General features: G+C 41.4%; 22 protein-coding genes. 13 read left to right on the forward strand and 9 right to left on the reverse strand.

Features of this window, described 5'->3' with window-relative positions; genetic code table 11:
• Positions 1 to 213: 213 nt before the first annotated feature.
• From rplU to GBI16_RS06490, 8 genes are all read left to right on the forward strand, one after another.
• Positions 214 to 525 carry a 50S ribosomal protein L21 gene (rplU, locus tag GBI16_RS06455; protein WP_004695441.1) on the forward strand — a complete coding sequence of 104 codons (312 nt, stop codon included), beginning with the start codon at positions 214 to 216 and terminating at the stop codon, positions 523 to 525.
• Between the two features lie 19 nt (positions 526 to 544).
• On the forward strand, positions 545 to 799 hold the full coding sequence (gene rpmA / locus GBI16_RS06460) for a 50S ribosomal protein L27 (protein WP_086208124.1): 255 nt from the start codon (positions 545 to 547) through the stop codon (positions 797 to 799).
• A 181-nt stretch (positions 800 to 980) separates the two neighbouring features.
• Positions 981 to 2,516 carry a YadA-like family protein gene (locus GBI16_RS18910; protein WP_171494537.1) on the forward strand — a complete coding sequence of 512 codons (1,536 nt, stop codon included), beginning with the start codon at positions 981 to 983 and terminating at the stop codon, positions 2,514 to 2,516.
• Positions 2,517 to 2,735: 219 nt separating this feature from the next.
• Entirely contained in the window at positions 2,736 to 3,434 is a 699-nt protein-coding gene (lolA, locus tag GBI16_RS06470) for an outer membrane lipoprotein chaperone LolA (protein WP_086208123.1), read from the forward strand.
• 133 nt (positions 3,435 to 3,567) lie between these two features.
• Positions 3,568 to 4,380 (forward strand): RsiV family protein, encoded by an 813-nt coding sequence (locus GBI16_RS06475; RefSeq protein ID WP_086208122.1) that lies wholly within the window; start codon positions 3,568 to 3,570, stop codon positions 4,378 to 4,380.
• Between the two features lie 100 nt (positions 4,381 to 4,480).
• Positions 4,481 to 5,752, forward strand: coding sequence for a serine--tRNA ligase (serS, locus tag GBI16_RS06480; RefSeq protein WP_110974391.1), 1,272 nt, complete (start codon positions 4,481 to 4,483; stop codon positions 5,750 to 5,752).
• 76 nt (positions 5,753 to 5,828) lie between these two features.
• Positions 5,829 to 7,205 (forward strand): siroheme synthase CysG, encoded by a 1,377-nt coding sequence (gene cysG, locus GBI16_RS06485; RefSeq protein WP_086208120.1) that lies wholly within the window; start codon positions 5,829 to 5,831, stop codon positions 7,203 to 7,205.
• 32 nt (positions 7,206 to 7,237) lie between these two features.
• Positions 7,238 to 7,717 carry a tRNA (cytidine(34)-2'-O)-methyltransferase gene (locus GBI16_RS06490; RefSeq protein ID WP_058870115.1) on the forward strand — a complete coding sequence of 160 codons (480 nt, stop codon included), beginning with the start codon at positions 7,238 to 7,240 and terminating at the stop codon, positions 7,715 to 7,717.
• Between the two features lie 24 nt (positions 7,718 to 7,741).
• Here the strand turns inward: GBI16_RS06490 and GBI16_RS06495 are convergent, their stop codons facing one another.
• Positions 7,742 to 8,128, reverse strand: a complete 387-nt coding sequence (locus GBI16_RS06495) for a helix-turn-helix domain-containing protein (RefSeq protein ID WP_086208119.1) — start codon at positions 8,126 to 8,128, stop codon at positions 7,742 to 7,744.
• A gap of 176 nt (positions 8,129 to 8,304) precedes the next feature.
• Between GBI16_RS06495 and GBI16_RS06500 the strand changes: the two genes are divergently transcribed.
• Together GBI16_RS06500 and GBI16_RS06505 are read left to right on the forward strand one after the other, a co-directional pair.
• Complete coding sequence (locus GBI16_RS06500) at positions 8,305 to 9,027, forward strand: SDR family NAD(P)-dependent oxidoreductase (RefSeq protein ID WP_227509227.1); 723 nt, start codon at positions 8,305 to 8,307, stop codon at positions 9,025 to 9,027.
• Positions 9,028 to 9,122: 95 nt separating this feature from the next.
• Complete coding sequence (locus GBI16_RS06505; RefSeq protein WP_151706754.1) at positions 9,123 to 9,677, forward strand: flavodoxin family protein; 555 nt, start codon at positions 9,123 to 9,125, stop codon at positions 9,675 to 9,677.
• 65 nt (positions 9,678 to 9,742) lie between these two features.
• On the opposite strand, the gene GBI16_RS06510 is transcribed toward GBI16_RS06505, so the two are convergent.
• The 6 genes from GBI16_RS06510 to rpoD form a co-directional block, all read right to left on the reverse strand.
• Positions 9,743 to 11,137 (reverse strand): APC family permease, encoded by a 1,395-nt coding sequence (locus tag GBI16_RS06510; protein WP_086208116.1) that lies wholly within the window; start codon positions 11,135 to 11,137, stop codon positions 9,743 to 9,745.
• Between the two features lie 264 nt (positions 11,138 to 11,401).
• Positions 11,402 to 12,586 (reverse strand): iron-containing alcohol dehydrogenase, encoded by a 1,185-nt coding sequence (locus GBI16_RS06515; protein WP_151706755.1) that lies wholly within the window; start codon positions 12,584 to 12,586, stop codon positions 11,402 to 11,404.
• 1 nt (position 12,587) lies between these two features.
• Positions 12,588 to 13,067, reverse strand: a complete 480-nt coding sequence (locus GBI16_RS06520; protein ID WP_404814583.1) for a hypothetical protein — start codon at positions 13,065 to 13,067, stop codon at positions 12,588 to 12,590.
• A 129-nt stretch (positions 13,068 to 13,196) separates the two neighbouring features.
• The gene (gene lipB, locus GBI16_RS06525) at positions 13,197 to 13,859 is read right to left on the reverse strand and encodes a lipoyl(octanoyl) transferase LipB (RefSeq protein ID WP_151706757.1); all 663 of its coding nucleotides are present in this window, start codon (positions 13,857 to 13,859) and stop codon (positions 13,197 to 13,199) included.
• A 162-nt stretch (positions 13,860 to 14,021) separates the two neighbouring features.
• Entirely contained in the window at positions 14,022 to 14,309 is a 288-nt protein-coding gene (locus tag GBI16_RS06530) for a YbeD family protein (RefSeq protein WP_086208112.1), read from the reverse strand.
• Between the two features lie 124 nt (positions 14,310 to 14,433).
• Positions 14,434 to 16,320, reverse strand: coding sequence for an RNA polymerase sigma factor RpoD (gene rpoD, locus GBI16_RS06535; protein WP_086208111.1), 1,887 nt, complete (start codon positions 16,318 to 16,320; stop codon positions 14,434 to 14,436).
• Positions 16,321 to 16,754: 434 nt separating this feature from the next.
• Here rpoD and GBI16_RS06540 point away from each other — a divergent pair, with 434 nt between their 5' ends.
• Positions 16,755 to 16,964, forward strand: coding sequence for a PA3496 family putative envelope integrity protein (locus tag GBI16_RS06540; RefSeq protein ID WP_004982817.1), 210 nt, complete (start codon positions 16,755 to 16,757; stop codon positions 16,962 to 16,964).
• A gap of 70 nt (positions 16,965 to 17,034) precedes the next feature.
• Positions 17,035 to 17,559, forward strand: coding sequence for a YecA family protein (locus GBI16_RS06545; protein WP_086208110.1), 525 nt, complete (start codon positions 17,035 to 17,037; stop codon positions 17,557 to 17,559).
• 49 nt (positions 17,560 to 17,608) lie between these two features.
• On the opposite strand, the gene GBI16_RS06550 is transcribed toward GBI16_RS06545, so the two are convergent.
• Positions 17,609 to 18,490 carry a LysR family transcriptional regulator gene (locus GBI16_RS06550; RefSeq protein WP_151706758.1) on the reverse strand — a complete coding sequence of 294 codons (882 nt, stop codon included), beginning with the start codon at positions 18,488 to 18,490 and terminating at the stop codon, positions 17,609 to 17,611.
• Between the two features lie 92 nt (positions 18,491 to 18,582).
• Between GBI16_RS06550 and GBI16_RS06555 the strand changes: the two genes are divergently transcribed.
• Positions 18,583 to 18,807 carry a DUF2798 domain-containing protein gene (locus GBI16_RS06555; protein WP_086208108.1) on the forward strand — a complete coding sequence of 75 codons (225 nt, stop codon included), beginning with the start codon at positions 18,583 to 18,585 and terminating at the stop codon, positions 18,805 to 18,807.
• Positions 18,808 to 18,862: 55 nt separating this feature from the next.
• Here the strand turns inward: GBI16_RS06555 and GBI16_RS06560 are convergent, their stop codons facing one another.
• Positions 18,863 to 19,279, reverse strand: a complete 417-nt coding sequence (locus GBI16_RS06560) for an ABZJ_00895 family protein (RefSeq protein WP_086208107.1) — start codon at positions 19,277 to 19,279, stop codon at positions 18,863 to 18,865.
• Between the last annotated feature and the right edge of the window lie 10 nt (positions 19,280 to 19,289).

Genomic DNA, 19,289 nt, shown 5'->3' on the forward strand with positions numbered 1-19,289 from the left:
AAACTCTAGCCAGAGTTGAACTGTAATTTGTTGATTGAGTTTTTCCCGATTATTAAATAATCGTTAATTTAGTCGAATAAGTTTGGCAAATCTCTTGTTGTTTGATCAAATATCACTTAAAATCCTTGCCCTTGATTAACCCCAGTGGCGTTCGTATTAAGATCGGTATATTCCTTTATCGGCACGACGACACGGGCATGTTTGGAGTACATTATGTACGCAGTAATCCAAAGCGGTGGTAAACAGCACCGTGTTGTAGAGGGTGAAACCCTTAAAGTTGAATTGTTGAAAGCTGAAACTGGCGCAACTATTACGTTTGATGACGTACTAATGCTAGTAAATGGCGACAGCATTCAAATCGGTGCTCCAGTTGTTGCTGGTGCGACTGTAACTGCTGAAGTAGTTAGCCATGGTCGTCACGACAAAATCCGTATTGTAAAAATGCGTCGTCGTAAACACTACCGTAAACAACAAGGTCACCGTCAATGGTTCACTGAGTTGAAAATTACAGCTATTTCAGGCTAATCACGAGGAGTAATGAGACATGGCAACTAAAAAAGCCGGTGGTTCGACTAAGAACGGTCGTGATTCGAACCCTAAAATGCTTGGTGTTAAAGTTTACGGTGGTCAAACTGTAACTGCTGGTAACATCATCGTTCGTCAACGTGGTACAGAATTCCACGCTGGTACAAACGTAGGTATGGGCCGTGACCATACTTTGTTTGCTACTGCTGATGGCGTAGTTAAATTCGAAGTGAAAGGTCAATTTGGCCGTCGCTACGTAACTGTTGAAGCGTAAGTTTTAATAGTAAAAAAGCCCACAATTTAGTGGGCTTTTTTTTGTCTTTTAATAACAAGGATCTGTTCTTTACTTCTGCTTTCCTGTAATTTAAGTCTCAAAATCACAGTAAATAGTGATGTGTATCACATAGAATAAGCGTGTAATAGAACTGTAAAACTAGAAGAAAAGGCAGATAGATATGGACAGAATAGATAAAAATGTCTGGCCTGATTCAGGCAGCCATATGGCAGAAACTCTTGGGCATAAGTTCAAACAAGAGCAAAGCCATATCAGTGCCGCAGTAAAAGACATTATTCAGCGACGTTGTTTTTTATTTCATCATGATTTTCATCGAGAAAAATTCACTTTAAAAGCAGTTTTGTTGGGTGCGATGCTCATTACAGCACATGGTGTGTGGGCTGGTGGGAGTGAAAATAATTGCTATTTTAAGAATGACTATTGTGGTGGTCAGGTTGGACCTGCTGGGCCTGCGGGTGCAGATGGTCAAGATGGAGATAGTGCCTATCAAATTGCTTTAAATAATGGATTTGTAGGAACTGAGCAAGAATGGTTATTAAGCTTGCAAGGAGCGGATGGTATAGATGGTCTTAATGGTAAAGATGGTATCAATGGGGCTGACGGTCTAGATGGACAAAATGGTGCAAGCGCTTATCAAGTTGCAGTCAATAATGGATTTGAAGGTAGTGAAACACAATGGCTTGAAAGTCTACAGGGTGATACAGGAGCTACAGGCGCACAAGGTATCCAAGGTGTGAAAGGTGATACTGGGGCAACAGGCGCAACTGGAGCGCAAGGTGAACAGGGTCTCCAAGGCTTACAGGGCGAACAAGGCCTCCAAGGCTTACAGGGTGAACAAGGCATCCAAGGTGTGAAAGGAGATACTGGGGCAACAGGCGCGACTGGGATGCAAGGTGAACAGGGTCTTCAGGGCTTACAGGGCGAACAAGGTATCCAAGGTGTGAAAGGTGACACTGGTGCAACTGGGATGCAAGGTGAACAGGGTCTCCAAGGCTTACAGGGTGAACAAGGCATCCAAGGTGTGAAAGGTGACACTGGTGCAACAGGTGTGACTGGGATGCAAGGTGTGAAAGGAGATACTGGTACAACAGGCGCAATGGGTTACAGTGCTTACCAAGTTGCGCAAGTAAATGGTTTTGATGGCACAATTACCGAGTGGCTTGCCAGCTTAAAAGGTGATACAGGTAACACGGGTATGACTGGTGCTTCGGGGTTTAGTGCCTATCAAGTTGCTGTTGGGGATGGTTTTGATGGAACTGTAACCCAATGGTTGGCTAGCCTTAAAGGTGCAGATGGCACAAATGGCATAACAAAAGAGGTGATGGATGCAGCGGATACCTACATCCTTAATGAAGCAAAAACCTATGTGAACCAAGTCGGGGAGCAAACTCTCAATCAAGCGAATGCATATACTGATAGTCGTGTAAATGCTTTGAATCGAGACATGCGAAAACTTGAGGACCGAACCTATGCAGCAGTTGCATCAAGTATTGCGATAGCATCTTTACCGCAACCGACAGATGCAGGTTACAATATGTTGAGTGCTGGTGTGGGGACTTGGGAAGGTGAACAAGGCTATGCTTTCGGTCTTAGTGGTGTGACCGAAAACAATAAATATGTGTACAAAGTCGCAGTGACAACCAATAGTGAAGGTGACTTCGGCGCAGGTGCTGCAATTGGTTGGCAATGGAAATAACAATGATTGATCTTGATTTAAGCTAAAAAGCCTCTGCTTATTCAGAGGCTTTTTAATGTCTAAAATACAACTAAGTTCTCCATCATGATGGATATTTCACAACACTAAGCACCAATAAATATACAAATCTTCTTATATTCTCAATTATTAGCCATAAAATTTGATTTAAGATAGCTCATCTAACAAATTGCGGCTGCGCAAATTATAAAAGGTGAAATTATGAAAATGCTTCGTAAGACTTTATGTGCGATGACAGTAGGCGTGGTAGCGCTGGGCCCTGTTATGAGCAGTACAGTATTTGCAGCTTCGGTTGCAGCATCGGAGCAACAAGCGACGACGAGTTTAGTCAAGCAGTTGAGTGGTATTCAAAGTATCAGCTCTAATTTTGAGCAAACCACTAAAGTGACGAATGCATCTAAGGCGCCGAAGAAACAAGGTTTATCTGCTCAGCACATGAATCAGACCTTTAAAGGGGTGATGAAAGTTGAGCGTCCTGGAAAATTCTATTGGGAAACCACCAGTCCTGCGAAACAAACGATTGTTACCTCGGGTAAAACGGTTTGGATTTATGATCCAGACTTACAGCAAGCAGTTCGTCAGACTTTAGATGAACAGGTGGCGAATACACCTGCACTATTATTGTCAGGGAATACCGAGCAAATCCGTAAGTCGTATCGTATTACTCAACCAAATAAGAGCAAAACCTACTATACCTTATATCCAAAGAGTGATGATGGTGCATTTCAAAGCTTGACGATCAGTTTTGGTGCAAAAAGCGCACCAACGCTAATGATCTTAGAAGACTCTTTGGGGCAAACGACTTATGTGCGGTTTAATAACACTAAAGTCAATGCCAGCATTCCAGCTTCAACCTTTAATTTTACACCGCCTAAAGGCACCGACATTATTGATCAATAATGTTGAACAGTCCGTGAAAACCACCTTTGGGTGGTTTTTTTATCGGATGCAGTCCAGTTACATAACGTGGTGGGAAGTTTTTCCTGTGCTTTGTATAGTCTTTGATAAATGAATATATGACTGAGGAAAAGTAATGACATCACTTCATAACAATAAAATGCGATCAGTCTTTGCTGTGGTGCTATGCGGGGGGTTACTCAGTGCTTGTCAGCCACAAAATGACAGTGCTGCGGCAAAAAGTGAAGAGACCGCTAAGCCAGCTAAAGTTGCACAGAGCTTACCGCTGATTGAGGCAAAAGTTAGACCATTACCATTGGCGCATTCTATTGCTTGTGATGAAGAAGGTTGTACCCAATACCAGTTGTACAGTTTGGAAACCAATGTTCCGTGGATCAATGAGTATTTTGATGAACGGATGAAAAAAGCCAATCCTGTGGCATTTGAAAAAACCAAGCAGTCAGTAAAGCAGCCAGACGAAAGTATGCTTAGTGAAACTTTGTCGGATGTCCGTTATGTGGCGCAGCGTGGCAAATATGCAGATTTTGTTTTGATGGATTATTACTATCCAGCACGTGCGGCGCACGGTATGTATCATAACGAATACATTACTTTAGATTTAGCAACTCGAAAACGGGTTGCACTGAGTGATATTGTGGTGGAGAAGACCGAGTCTAAACTATTAGATGCATTGTATAGTGCCAACAGCATGTGGTTGTCCGAGCATAATATTTCACGCGAGCAATTGAAGCTAACAGACAATTATTATATGAGTGCTAAGGGTATTGTCTTTGTTTATCCCTTATATGAATTAGCCTCTTATGCAGAAGGGATGTCTGAATTGGTTTTACCGTATCCACAAGCCAGCGGCTTAATTAAGTCGGAATATTTACCAAGTTTTGTCGATTATGCCGCTGAGCGAGAAAAAGCGGGTAAAGAAAAGCCATGAAAATTGCTGTAATAAGCCACAGCTAGTGATCGCGTGACTGTATTTTTTGGCTTGAAGCGCTTACACTATAGCCAGTTTTTTTCTTTGCAAAAGATTGGCTATGATCGACCCGAAATTACTCAGAAATAATATTGAGGCTGTAAATTTAGCCTTAGCAAAACGTGGTGTACAACTGAATGTTGAAGAATGGGCATCACTAGAAGCTCGCCGTAAAGAGATTCAATCCAAAACTGAATCTCTTCAGGCAGAACGTAATTCGGGTGCAAAACAAGTTGGCCAAATTAAGAAAGCTGGTGGCGATGCATCTGAAATTATGGCGCGCATGTCAGCAATTGGTGATGAAATCAAAGCGGCGGAAGTGGCTTTGTCTGAATTACAAGCTGAACTTGAAGCGAAATCACTTAGCATTCCAAACTTGCCAGATGAGTCTGTTCCAGAAGGAAAAGACGAAAGTGATAACGTGGAAATCCTCACATGGGGTACGCCACGTACGTTTGACTTCGAAATTAAAGATCACACTGACTTAGGTGAGTGGATGGGCGGTCTTGAGTTTGAAACAGCGACCAAATTGACAGGTTCTCGTTTCAGTGTGCTTAAAGGGCCACTTGCACGTCTACAACGTGCGATTACCCAGTTTATGTTGAATACGCATACCTTGGAAAATGGTTATACCGAAGCGTATGTGCCGTATTTAGTCAATGCTGACTCACTCCGTGGTACAGGCCAATTGCCTAAATTTGAAGAAGATTTGTTCAAATTACAAGGTGAAAAAGAGTATTACCTCATTCCAACTGCGGAAGTGCCTGTAACTAACTTCGTGCGTGATGAAATCATTGATGCAGATCGTTTACCACTGAAATATGCAGCACATACCCCATGTTTCCGTAGTGAAGCGGGTTCGTATGGGCGTGATACACGTGGTTTGATTCGTCAGCACCAATTCGACAAAGTAGAAATGGTGCAAATTGTTAAACCTGAAGACTCAATGCAAGCACTTGAAGAGCTTACAGGTCATGCTGAAGGGATCTTGAAAGCACTAGGTTTGCCATACCGTAAGATCATTCTTTGTGGTGGTGATATGGGCTTTGGTGCAACTAAAACTTACGATCTTGAAGTTTGGGTGCCAAGCCAAAATACGTATCGCGAAATTTCTTCATGTTCAAACATGGGTGACTTCCAAGCGCGTCGTATGAAAGCACGCTATCGTGCAGACCAAAAGAAAACTGAGTTTGTCCATACGCTGAATGGTTCAGGTTTGGCTGTGGGTCGTACTTTACTTGCGGTCATGGAAAACTACCAACGTGCTGATGGTTCGATTGAAATTCCGACCGTGCTTCGTCCATATATGGGCGGTGCTGAGTACATTGACTAATAAAGTCGATGTACTGCACCATTTTGTGCACAATAATTGCTTTAAGACAGTCAGATAAAACTCATTGAGGTCGTGTGTGGATATTTTTCCAATCTCTTTAAAGTTGCAGCAGCAACCTTGTCTGATTGTCGGTGGTGGGCATATTGCTTACCGTAAGGCAGTGTTGTTACATAAAGCAGGCGCGGTGATTCATATCATCGCTCCTGATATTGATGCAAATTTATTGCAACTGGTTGAAGAAAGCCAAGGGCAATATATCCAAGCGCTATATCCTGCGCAGATTCAACTCAATGACTATCGTTTAGTGATTGCTGCAACAGATGATTATGCGGTGAATACTCAAGTCTTTGAGGACTGTGAAGCGCTGAAAATACTGGTCAACAGTGTTGATGATCCACCGCATTGTCGTTTTATGGTTCCTGCCATTGTTGATCGTTCCCCTTTGGTGATTTCAGTTGCCAGCAATGGGACATCTCCTGTTTTATCTCGCCAAATTCGTACCCAGCTTGAAACCAGTATTCCACATGGGATGGGCAAGTTGGCTGAGTTTTCAGGAAAATGGCGTGCAGCGGTGAAAGCGAAAATTTCCAGTCCTGATGAGCGCCGTGTTTTTTGGGAAGACTTATATGCAAGTCCGCTGAAAGAACAGGTTTTTCATGACAACCTTGCTGAAGCAGACCGTTTAATCGAACAAGCGTTGGCAGAGTGGAAAACACCAAAAGGTGAGGTGTATTTGGTGGGAGCAGGTCCTGGTGATCCTGAGCTGCTGACCCTCAAGGCTTTGCGTTTGATGCAACAAGCTGATGTGGTGATCTATGATCGTTTGGTTTCCCCTGCGATTATGGAACTTTGCCGCCGTGATGCAACTAAGATTTATGTGGGTAAAGCGCGATCTAACCATGCTGTGCCACAAGAAGGTATCAATGCCTTGTTGGTGGAATATGCTTCGAAAGGTCAGCGTGTTTGTCGTTTAAAAGGTGGTGATCCATTTATTTTTGGGCGTGGTGGCGAAGAAATTCAAGAACTTTTTGCCTCGGGTGTACCATTTCAAGTGGTTCCAGGGATTACCGCAGCTTCAGGCTGTTCCGCTTATGCAGGCATTCCACTTACCCATCGTGATTATGCACAAAGCGTACGTTTCCTTACGGGGCACTTAAAAGAGGGTTCACCTGAATTACCGTGGGATGAGTTGGTTTATCAAAATCAAACACTTGTATTGTACATGGGCTTGGTTGGTTTAGAAAAAATTTGTGAAAAACTGATTGCGCATGGTCAACGCCCAGACATGCCAGTTGCGTTGATCTCGAAAGGAACAACGCCTGAGCAAAAAGTCGTAGTAGGTACTTTGGCCGATATTGCATCTAAAGTTGAAGAGCATCATATTCAAGCACCTACATTGACCATCATTGGCGATGTAGTGAGTTTGCGTGAACAATTACAATGGCAAGATTAACTTTTGCCAAATTGAAAAAGTAGAGAAAAGCTGTGATCCATGTTGTTTTATACGAGCCTGAAATTCCTGCAAACACAGGAAATATCATTCGTTTATGTGCTAATACTGGAGCGCAGCTACATTTGGTAAAACCATTGGGCTTTGAACTAGATGATAAAAAGCTCAAACGTGCGGGTTTGGACTATCACGAGTGGGCACGCATGCAAATTTGGGAAACATTCGATGAGTGTTTAGCAAATTTGGCAGAAAAGGGGGTTGATCTAAATGCGATTTATCCTTTAACCACTAAAGGAACAGAAACACCGCATACTTCGGATTTGAATCGACCCGTGGCTTTACTCATGGGGCCTGAGACGCGTGGTTTGCCTGAACAGGTTCGTATGTTATTTCCAAAAGAGCATTGGATTCGTTTGCCCATGGCTGAAAACTCGCGCAGTTTGAACTTATCCAATGCGACAGCTGTAATTGTTTATGAAGCATGGCGTCAGCAGGGTTTTAAGCCTTTAGCCTAATCAAATTGCTGTGACAGAGCCTGCTTAAGCAGGCTCTGTTTTTTCTAGCTTTTGATCGAATCCCGCTCTGGATTTTAAAACTTTAAGCATATTGGCTTCGACCCAATCTTTCATTTGATAGGCATTTTGAGCAAAGTCTTTGCCAATCTCAGTTAAGGCATACTCCACTCGTATCACGTTATCTTCATGAATGGTTCGCGTCAGAAAACCATCGCGCTCTAATATCTTCAATTTTTGCGAAAGCACTTTAGGTGAAATACCTAAAACGTTTTTCTTGAGCTCATTAAAGTGCTGCGATTCTTGATCCAACGTATATACAATCAATAAAATCCACTTGTCTGCAAATTTTTCAAAAAAAAGACGAGCAGGGCAGTTTGGATGAAAAATATTAAATTTCATGGGTTTATTCATCTGTAAATATGTTCCTTTTACGTTCTATCTTCATCTGAAACAGTGAATTTGACCAGTTACCAAGTGGTAACTAATTGATACTAGGTTTCATAAGTGTATCATAAATACAGACTTAATGCAGCGTTGTCATTAGACGATGCTTTCGCAAGATACTGGCTAATTGGATGGATCATAGGATGAATGTTTCAGAGGCGGTTGTTTTTATTACGGGTGGAAATCGTGGCTTGGGACTAGCCATCGCTCGGGAAGCTCGTCGTCAGGGCGCTAAAAAAATTTATGTAGGGATGCGTCAGATCGGTAGTTTTCACGAAGAAGGCTTAATCCCGATTCAACTCGATGTGAATGATGAGGGATCTATACAGCAGGCTGCCGAACAATGTGCAGATACCACGATTCTTGTGAATAATGCAGGCATTGCACTTTTGAATGAGCATCCTGTTGACGCCAATATCATTACAACTACGCAAAAGATTTTGGAAACTAATTTATTGGGTTTGATGCGAGTGACCCAAATTTTTGCTCCAATCTTGCAAAAGAGCCAACAGGCTTATGTGGTCAACATTCTCTCAGATGTGTCATGGGAGCCAAGCACTGTTTTGACTAGTTATGCTATTTCCAAAGCAGCAGCATGGTCCTATACCAACTCAAGTCGCCAGTGGTTGTCTCAATTTAATATTCAGGTGATGGGCGTACATGTGGGTTTTATTGATACCGATCTGACTCGTTCATTACCTATTCCGAAGATTGCACCGGAAACAGTGGCTCAAGAAATTTTCCACGGCATCCAGCAAAATGCTTATGAGGTTTTAGTTGGAGAAAAGACTCAACAGCTTAAACAAGGTTTAAGTGCTGAAGTGGCAAGTTATGTGAAACTTAAGCCTGATCAGGCAAGCGTTTAAAATATTACATATGATTTATTTTTAATGGTTTACATGGTGCGATGTCACAATTGATTGGCCCATGCAAATGATGTGATTTAAAAGAGGAAACTAAAATGTCGAAAATTTCTGTTGTTTATTTTTCAGGTTATGGTCATACCAAAGTGATTGCTCAAACGTTTGCGCAAGAAATTGGTGCAAATCTGGTAGAGATTGATCCAAATGGAGACATTCAGGAGCAAGATTGGCTGACACTGGATCAATCTGATGCAATTGTATTTGGTGCACCGACTTATATGGGCACTGCACCGTGGCAGTTTAAAAAGTTTGCTGATGCATCTTCAAAGAAATGGTTTACCCGCGCATGGCAAGATAAGATTTTTGGTGGATTTACCAATAGTGCAAGCCTCAATGGGGATAAGCAAGTGACCTTAATCCAATTGCAAACACTTGCGTCGCAGCATGGTGGTATTTGGGTGAGCTTGGGTTTATTGCCAGCCAACAGCAAAGCTGCAACCCGTCAAGATGTGAATAACTTGGGTGGTTCTGTCGGCTTATTGGTGCAAACGCCTTCAGATGCAAGTGTGGATGAGATCCCAACAGGGGATTTAGAGACTGCAAAAGTTTATGCACAACGCATTGCCAAAATTACTCAACAATTTAAGGGTTAGTTTTTTAGCCATATCCTTAAAAAGAAAAAGACGCACTTGGCGTCTTTTTCTTTTTGAATGAGAGATTATGGGTGATCATCAAATTCATTATGTTGTGGTGCTGGTTGCTTAAAGCCTTTGGTTTTATAACCTAAGTATAAAATACCAAACATTGCCCACCACAAACCGAATTTCAATGCAGTTTCTTCAATCTCTAACCACATGGCAAAGATACTGAGGAATCCACACATTGGAATGACCACAAAGCTCAAGATATCTTTAATATTCTTTGTGCGACCATCACGCAGAGCATAACGCGAAATAACGGATAAGTTTACAAAGGTAAATGCCGTTAAAGCCCCGAAACTGATCATCGAAATGACGATGTCCAAGTCCATGAAGCCCGCGGTTAATGCCACAGCACCTACAATTAAAATATTATAAGATGGTGTGAAGCTTTTCGGACTAATATGACCAAAAATCTTCTTGTTAATCACGCCATCACGGCCCATTACATACATTAAACGTGAAACGCCTGCATGTGCCGAAATACCCGATGCCATAACGGTTACAATCGCGAAGTACAGCACCACCGTTTTAAACGCCACGCCACCAACGGCTTGTAAAATGTCAGGCTGTGTTGCAGCAACATCTTCAAAGTAGGTCTTAGGATCGTTCGGGAAGTAAATCTGCATGAAGTAGGTGCTGATAATAAAGATCACACCTGCAAAGAGTGCTGTTAAGAAAATCGCTTTAGGTAGAGTTTTCTCGGTATCTTTTGTTTCTTCTGCAAGTGAGCTAAGTGAGTCGAAACCAGTGAATGAGAAGCACAGTAAAGTCGCACCAGTAATTAGGGGACCCAGTGTAGTAAGTTCATTCCAAAATGGCTCTAAGCTCCATAACTGATATTTCGCATTGACCAAAGTACCATCTGCATTGATGCCACTTGCAAGTAAGCTGTAAACCATCCAGGTAAAGTATGCGATAACTGCTAACTGTACCAAAACGATTAAGCCATTAAAGTTTGCAACGAAGCGTGCACCGCGTAAGTTGACCGCCGTCATAAATGCAGTTAAGCCTACTACCCAAACCCAATGGTTTACATCAGGGAATAAGGCTTCTAGGTAAATCACAGCAAGAATGATGTTGACCATTGGAGACAATAAATAGTCTAACCATGATGACCAACCCACCATAAATCCAACATTTGGATGGATGGATTTTTGTGCATAGGTGTAGGCTGAACCCGAGGAAGGGTAGCGACGAATCATGTGACCATAACTGATCGACGTGAATAAAATTGCGATTAAAGCAATGATGTATGACGTCGGCACATGATAATGACTTTCTTCTGATACTAAACCGAAAGTATCAAATAATGTCATTGGTTGAATATAAGCTAAACCAATAATAATGATGTGCCAGAGACCTAGCGTTTTTTGCAGTTTAGCTGCCGATTGAGTCCCAGAAATATTAGTCAACGGCGTTATCCTCTTTATCGTTGATCAAGGATCAGTCATGTTTATAAGGATCGTTTGAGACGAACGATCCCCCCTATGTTTAATTTCAAAAGTGCGCCAATCTACATTAATTTGGCATCTTTTGTCAGTAACTTTTTCAGATTTTTTAGCAGTTTTTATGCCAATAAGTCTATGCATAGCATTATTCCTTATGGCAAATAAAAGCCCGATGTTTAAAAAAGCATCAGGCTAAGATTGTCGCTATATTGGCTGATTTTATGCCAATTACCAAGCTTTTTCTAAAATTGCTTTTAAATCTTTTAAGCTGGCTTCTTTCGGGTTGTAAATAATTGAACCATCGTTGAGGGCTTTTTCTGCGACCTCATCGAGTTGTTCTAAGGTCACTTTTCCTGTTTCACTCAACGTACGCGGTAATTTGGTTAATGTGAATAAGCGATCACGCATCGTGAGTAATGTACTAATGGCTTTGTCTGCACGTAAGTGAGCAGGAGTCTGTGCATAGATATCTGGCCCTGCAAGCGGTAATAGGAGGTCTGCAATCTTGTCTCCATTCACTTCTTTATTAAACTCAAGCACATAAGGAAGGAACAGGTTCATACATAGTCCATGCGGTAAGTGGGCAACTGCACCTAAAGCATGGCCTAGAGAGTGAACGAGACCGACCATTGAGTTTGAAAATGCAATACCTGCCATAGTGGAGGCTTGAGCCAATTCTAAGCGACCGTTCGCGTCGCTTGGATTATCCAGTACATTAAACAAATGATTGCTGACTTTTTTAATTGCAGCCGTAGCATAGGCATCTGAAATCGGATTATGTGCCATGCAAGTATAGGCTTCGACAGCATGGGTCATGGCATCCATTGCGGTCATCGCGGTTAGGTGTGGTGGCAAGGTTTGGGTCATGCGTGGATCAAGAATCGCAGCATGTGGCATTAAATAGTACGATGCGAAAGGTAGTTTGACATTTTTCTCTGGATCAGACACCACCGCGACCATGGTAACTTCAGAACCTGTGCCTGACGTGGTTGGAATCACAAAAAAGGGTTTAAGTGGCTTAGGTAAGTTGTGTGCCCCAGAGTATTTGAGTAAATCATCGCCACCTTCAGACACCAAAATATTGGTGGCTTTAGAGGTATCAATCACTGAACCCCCACCGACAGCAATAATGGCATCACACTGGTGTTCACGGTATAAATTGGCCGCTTTACGTACTGTCTCTAAGCTTGAATCAGGCGGAACATCATCAAAAATAGCACCAATCACTGCGTCGGTGGATTCAAAAGCTGCTTCAATCGGTGTAAGTAAATTGTTGGCACGTACGCCTTTGTCAGTAATGATTAAAGGTCGGGTTGCCCCTAATGTTGCTAGTTCAAACGGAATGTGTTCCAAAGCAGCATGACCAGCGATCACTTTTACAGGACAAAAAAATTCGTAATAAGGCTTCGCCATGTTATGCACTCTGTTTTAAATATGATTGGGCTACTTTGAGGTAAATATTTGCGGCGCCTGTGAGTTTTTCTTTTAAGCTCAGTTCCGTTGGGTATTCTTTGACTGCAAGTTCTGCAACCATTTTTGGCAAAATCAAGGATTCCATTTTATTTAGACAGCGGACGAGGCGAATTGCATAAGAAATATCGCCATCTGCGATCATACGATCATGGGCAAATGCTTGTGCTGTACTTTCTTGAAATGAAAATACTAAAAAGGCATGACTTAAATGTTTAAACGTAATCGTTAAATCTGCTTTTAGACTGCCAGGTGTCAGCAGTTCAAGTTGATGGTCTTCGGTCACTTTGGCTAAAAAAGCAGGCCCATTTGGAAAAACATTCATAGATAGAGTGAAATTGGCTGGAAATTTTGCAACTTCTTGCTGAATTTCACTATCGACTTGGCTGGCCATGACCAATCCTCGGCCAATCACATCCATCATAAGTTTGACATAGGTTAATTGCAGAGCGGGTTTCACTGAATTGAGGTTAATCACTCGCTGTCCTTTCTAAAAATAATTATTAGTTTAGAGTAAATACTCTAATTTATTTTTCCATGAAAAGCAAAGCCTTTATACATGCTGTACTTGAACATCTTTAAAGTAACCGCTGTGCTTTAAAGTTTCAATAATATCGGCACATAAGTTTTCAAAACGTGGGTAGTCGGTTTTGAGGTCTGAGATACGCACCATTTCCAAACCTGCATAACCACATGGATTGATGGTCTGAAATCCGAACAAATCGCAGTCAATATTTAAGGATAAACCGTGATAACTACGGCCTTTACGTATTTTAAAACCTAGTGAGCCAATTTTACGTCCATCAACGTAGACGCCAGGTGCATCAGCTTTGGCATAGGCTTCAATCTCATATTTTTTGAGTAACTCAATCATTAAGTTTTCAGCATAAGATACTAAAGTACGGACGTTCCAGCCAAGACGGTTGAGGTCAAACATAAAATAGGCAACCAATTGACCGGGACCATGCCATGTCACTTGACCACCACGGTCGGATTGAACAACAGGGATCTTGCTGTTCATCAAAATATGTTCAGGTTTTCCTGCTTGACCTTGGGTGAGAACATCATGATGTTGCAGTATCCAAAGTTCATCAGGCGTATCCACATCACGTTGTTCAGTCAATGTCTTCATTTCAATAAAGCGGTCAGCATAGGGAGTTAGGCCATCAAACTGACGAATAATGAGTTGTGGTTTGAGAACGACATCTGACGACACGGCACTTGCGTCCTTATAAAACAAAAAGTATGGGTTAAATTATAAAGAAAAGATCAATAGTGTAGGGGGATTTCTTTAGTGAATAAGTTGAATTCTTGAGATTAAAATATAGGCACAAAAAAAACACGCTCGTAAGCGTGTCTCATTGATACATCATTTGAATTACAGTGCAGTCTTAATTAACGGACAAGCTGCAAGATCTGCATATAACTGATGCACTTGTTCTAACTCTTCAAAACGCAATTGTGCAGTCAAAGAGTGATATTTACCAGTACGTGATGGCTGAGTTTGAACCGATTCAGCATCAAACTCTGGAAAATGTTTTACTAAAATTTCAACTACAGCAACACGTAAGTCATCGCCAGCAAGGCCAATGAGTTTAATTGGGTAGTCCATAGGAAATACCCAAAGATGTTCTTGTAATTCACGAGATGGTGTGCGGTCTAACATAGTCATGAGCGTCAGTCCCCCCTTTATTTCAAACGCCTGCGAAAGTGCAGGCGTTAGGTGTTGCGCTTAAAGACTTAATGGAGACAATTGATAAAATTTCAAGTCTCCATCGCGTCCATATAAATTAGTCGTTTTCCAAGAATGAACGTAAGTGTTCTGAGCGAGAAGGGTGGCGAAGCTTACGTAATGCTTTCGCTTCAATCTGACGGATACGCTCACGCGTTACATCAAACTGTTTACCTACTTCTTCTAAAGTATGGTCGGTTGGCATGTCGATACCAAAACGCATTTTTAGAACTTTCGCTTCACGTTCAGTCAAGTTTTCAAGTACTTCACGTGTCGCTTCTTTTAAGCCTTCAGACGTTGCAGCATCGACAGGTGAAGTGATGTTTGAGTCCTCAATGAAGTCACCCAAATGCGAATCTTCATCATCGCCAATCGGTGTTTCCATTGAAATCGGTTCTTTGGCAATTTTCAGCACTTTACGCACTTTAACTTCGTCCATTTCCAGACGTTCACCGAGTTCTTCAGGTGTTGGTTCACGGCCCATTTCTTGTAGAAGTTGGCGTGATACACGGTTGATCTTGTTAATGGTTTCGATCATGTGTACTGGAATACGAATGGTACGCGCTTGGTCGGCAATCGAACGAGTAATGGCCTGACGAATCCACCACGTTGCATAAGTCGAGAACTTATAACCACGACGGTATTCAAACTTGTCTACCGCTTTCATCAAACCGATGTTACCTTCTTGGATCAAGTCCAAGAATTGTAAGCCACGGTTGGTATATTTTTTCGCAATCGAAATTACCAAACGTAAGTTCGCTTCTACCATTTCTTTTTTCGCGCGGCGTGCTTTTGCTTCGCCTACAGCCATACGTTTTGAAATGTCTTTGATGCCTTTAACATCAAGGCCCAAATCTTTTTCAATGTCTGCGATTTTTTGTTGGAACGCTAAAACATCTGGACGTACTTTTTCAAGATAGCCTTTTTGATCTGGCGACGCTTTCGCAATTTGTTCATCCAACCAAGCAAAGTTTGATTCTTGACCTGGGAAAGAGGTGCGGAATTGCGTGCGATCCATACGACCACGGCGAACTGCATAGCGCATTACTTCACGTTCAGAGGTGCGAATTTGTTCATGCGTACCACGAATCATTTCTGAAATGATGTCAAATAAACGAGGTGTAAATTTGAACATCATAAACACAGTTGCTAGTGCTTCTAATGCATCTTCAGCTGGTTTGCTTGAACGACCGTGCTTTTCGATTACCGCTTGGGTATTTTTCCAAGCGGCTGCCAATTCGTCAAAACGAACTTTTGCAATTTCAGGATCTGGACCAGACTCGCCTTCAGAATCATCATCACCTTCAGACTCTTCTTCTTCCTCGTCATCATCCAGTTTCACATCTTTGGTTGATTTGCTCGAAGACTCTTCTTCGTCATCAATCTCAGATTCTTCTTCGAGGACTTCTGGAATGTCTTCATCTGTTTCTGGATCTAAATAACCAGAAAGGATATCTGCAAGGCGACGTTCGCCTGCTTCATAATCTTTGTATTCTTGTAATACCACTTCAACCGCATTCGGCCAGTAAGCAATCGAATGAAGAACGTCGCGAATGCCTTCTTCAATACGTTTAGCAATGCTGATTTCGCCTTCACGCGTTAACAGTTCAACTGTACCCATTTCACGCATATACATGCGGACTGGATCTGTAGTACGACCAGGTTCATTTTCTACAGAAGCGAGAACAGCTGCGGCTTCTTCTTCAGCAACTTCATCGGCAGCTTCATTACCACCTTCAAACATTGCATCGTCAGATTCAGGTGCACGCTCATGCACAGGAATACCCACGTCTTGAAGCATTTGAATAATGTCTTCAATCTGTTCGCTTTCAGTAATCGAGTCTGGGAGATGATCGTTAACCTCAGCGTAAGTTAGGTAACCTTGCTCTTTGCCTCGGCTAATCAGAGCCGCTACTTGCGAAGTAGGGGAAGTCATATCGCTCATCTTTGCTTACTCTTTGTTGAATCTGTGGCAGTGGAAAACCGTGCATTTTAGCACAATTTGCTTCATAAATTTAGCTGTCAATAGCTGTCTATTTCATCAGGATAATTCAGCAAAAGTGCGACCTGATAAAATATTAAAATATAAATTCAGTAATTTAGATGGGGGTGAAATTGTTGTTTTCAAGTTCATCCCTCACGCGCTTAAGTTTAAAACCCAAATATGAAATAAAGGATATTTGGCGTTTATTCGACACAAACAAGCCGTAAAACTAAACAGACGCAAGGTGGATTATATCATGCCATAAAAATTGCTTAAAAATAAAGAGCAAAAATCGAATTAATTGCTCTAAATGCAAATAAAACTTGACAAGGTTCTGTAACCCATATAAATAGCGCCTAAGACCCTTCACATTTTTTCACTATGAGGTAGTTTTAGTGTCTTCTACAGATTTTGAACTAGATGATAACTACGCTGATGATGATGTTAATTTTGATGAGTCATCAAGTAAAATTAGTGCGAAAGAATCATTAGAAAAACGTCGCCTGATTGATGACCTTCTTGCACAGCGCCGTTTGGAACGTGAGCTTAAAGATTTTGATTACGACATCGACGATGACGACGATTTTGACGACGAAGAAGACTAAAATCAGATGTAGCATCGTGTCTGAAAATGCTATGCTAATGCCCTAATCAGTTTCTGAATTTGGATTTGAAATGAGTGCTTTAGATTTAGACTTATTGAGTGAATATCTAGATGGTGACCAAAATGAGTATGGTCTAGATTTTGCAGCGACTCATGGTTTTTTGTGTGCAATTGCAGTTGGTCCTACTTTTGCAAAATGGTTGGATGAACTTTTTGATAATAATCAAAAGAAAGTGCCTGCCGAAATCATCGTGCAAGTGAAAGCTTGGCTTGAGTCTATTCGTCAAAACCTTGCCAATGAAGAGGGAATTGAGTTTCCTTTTGAAATTGAAGAAGCAGATGTAGAATCAAGCTTGGGCGACTGGAGCGTTGGTTTTGTTGATGCAATGTTTTTAAACGAAGATGCTTGGTTCACGCCTGAGTTTGAAGAACAGCTGGTCGATCTTACCTTACCAATTATGGTGTTTAGTGGGATTGATGAAGAAGACCCGCAGATGGAAACCTTCCGTCGTAACGGTCAGTTAATGGATGAACTTGCAGAAGAAATTCCAGAGAACTTAAATGAACTTTATTTGATGTATCACACACCAAATTAAGCTAAACATTTATTTTATATTTAACTCGGGTAGCGAGCGCTTTGTTGTGCTATCCGAGATTAGCCATGTATGCAGTCAACTCCTCCACAACCACGCGAACACGCGTTGGTAGTAATTTTTGTGATGGCCATATTGCATAAATATCACGAACAGGTGTTTGCCACTCAGGTAACACTTTTATCAAGCGTCCTGACACTATTTCCGCTTTACACACATTTTCTGGTAAATAGCACAAGCCTAAGCCATGTAAGGCTAAATCTGTACAAATCTGCATTTCATTTGTAATCTGCGCTCTAAAATTTTCTAATTTGAACTCTATTTGTTCATGATTACGTTGTAATTTTATAGTGGATAATGGTTGCGCGATGATCCAGCTATGATTTTTTAAATCGTTCGGATGATAAATATTTGGGGCTTGAGCAAGATATTGCGGTGAGGCCACAATCATCGTTTGAAGACTACAAATATATTTTTGAATATACGAAGTATCTTGCTGTTGACCTATTCGTAAAGCTAAATCTGCCCCCGTACTTAAAAGATGATCCTTTTTGTTGTCTAAACAAATTTCTAAGCGGATATCTGGGTATTTATGTAAAAAACTCGCCCAGAAAGCTTTAAGAATTGTATTGGCGAGATTGATTGGTGCTAATAATTTTACTTGACCAATAGGGTCTAAAATATGATGGCTTAGTTCTTGAGTCGCTTGCTGCAAACTAGAAATAAGGGGTTGGCATCTTTCGTAATAGCTTTGTCCCTCATGGGTAAGTTGAATACCTCGTGTTGTGCGGTGCAGTAGTTTAAATCCTAATGTTTTTTCGAGCTGTTGTAGGCGTCGGGTTAATGTTGCTGTTGGAATAGACTGATTTTTAGCGGCTTGACTCAAGCTGCCTGCTGCAACGATAGCAATAAAGAGTGAAAGATCATCAAGCATTTCATTTTTGGAATTAATGTTTTAATTTATAGCGATTCTATCAAATATGAAATTAAGTCACAATTTCTCAGTCGTTGATTGAGGAAAAAAATATGACACTCAGATTTCGCTTGCTTAATACAGCTTTAATGTCAATGCTATTGTCTTTCTTGATGACATTATGGGTGACTTGGCTAAATTTAGGCTTCATTACCGACTTTATCCAACATTGGTTACATGCATGGTTAATGGCTTGGCCTGCTGCTTTCATTTGTGTAATGCTTTTAGCACGGCCTGTATTGTTAATCAGCCAAAAGGTTTTGGGTGTACAAAAGTAGTCTAAAAATGGACATGCTCAAGTTTTATTTCGATAGGTTATGTCCATTATTCAGCCTAATGGTTATGTTTTTGATCATAAAATGTTGCATACCATCCATAAGCAATATGGAAAATAGCACCATGAATCGCGACCATACACAACATCACTACTGCTGTGAGTCCGATGCCAGCATTATCGACAGATTTCATAATGGCTTCAGCATTGGGATTCATCACAACTAAGAATAGGACAAAAAAACTGCCAATGATAATGGCAACAGCACTTGAGCCCCACACCAGCTGAATCTTTTCATGATTACTTGGAACGCGTTTTTCTTTTTTAACGAAATGTCCCACAGTGATCAAAGCACAGGCTACTAAGGTTGGAATTAAGGTAAAACCACCAAGGTTTAAACCAAAGATGAGTACTGTGATTAAGAGTACTAAAGCAATGCTATATACTGCGGCGAAGTGCAGTAAGTAGTGTTTCATGTATTTCCCC

Origin of the sequence: Acinetobacter sp. TUM15064, assembly GCF_008980265.1 — a bacterium.
Lineage (GTDB): Bacteria > Pseudomonadota > Gammaproteobacteria > Pseudomonadales > Moraxellaceae > Acinetobacter.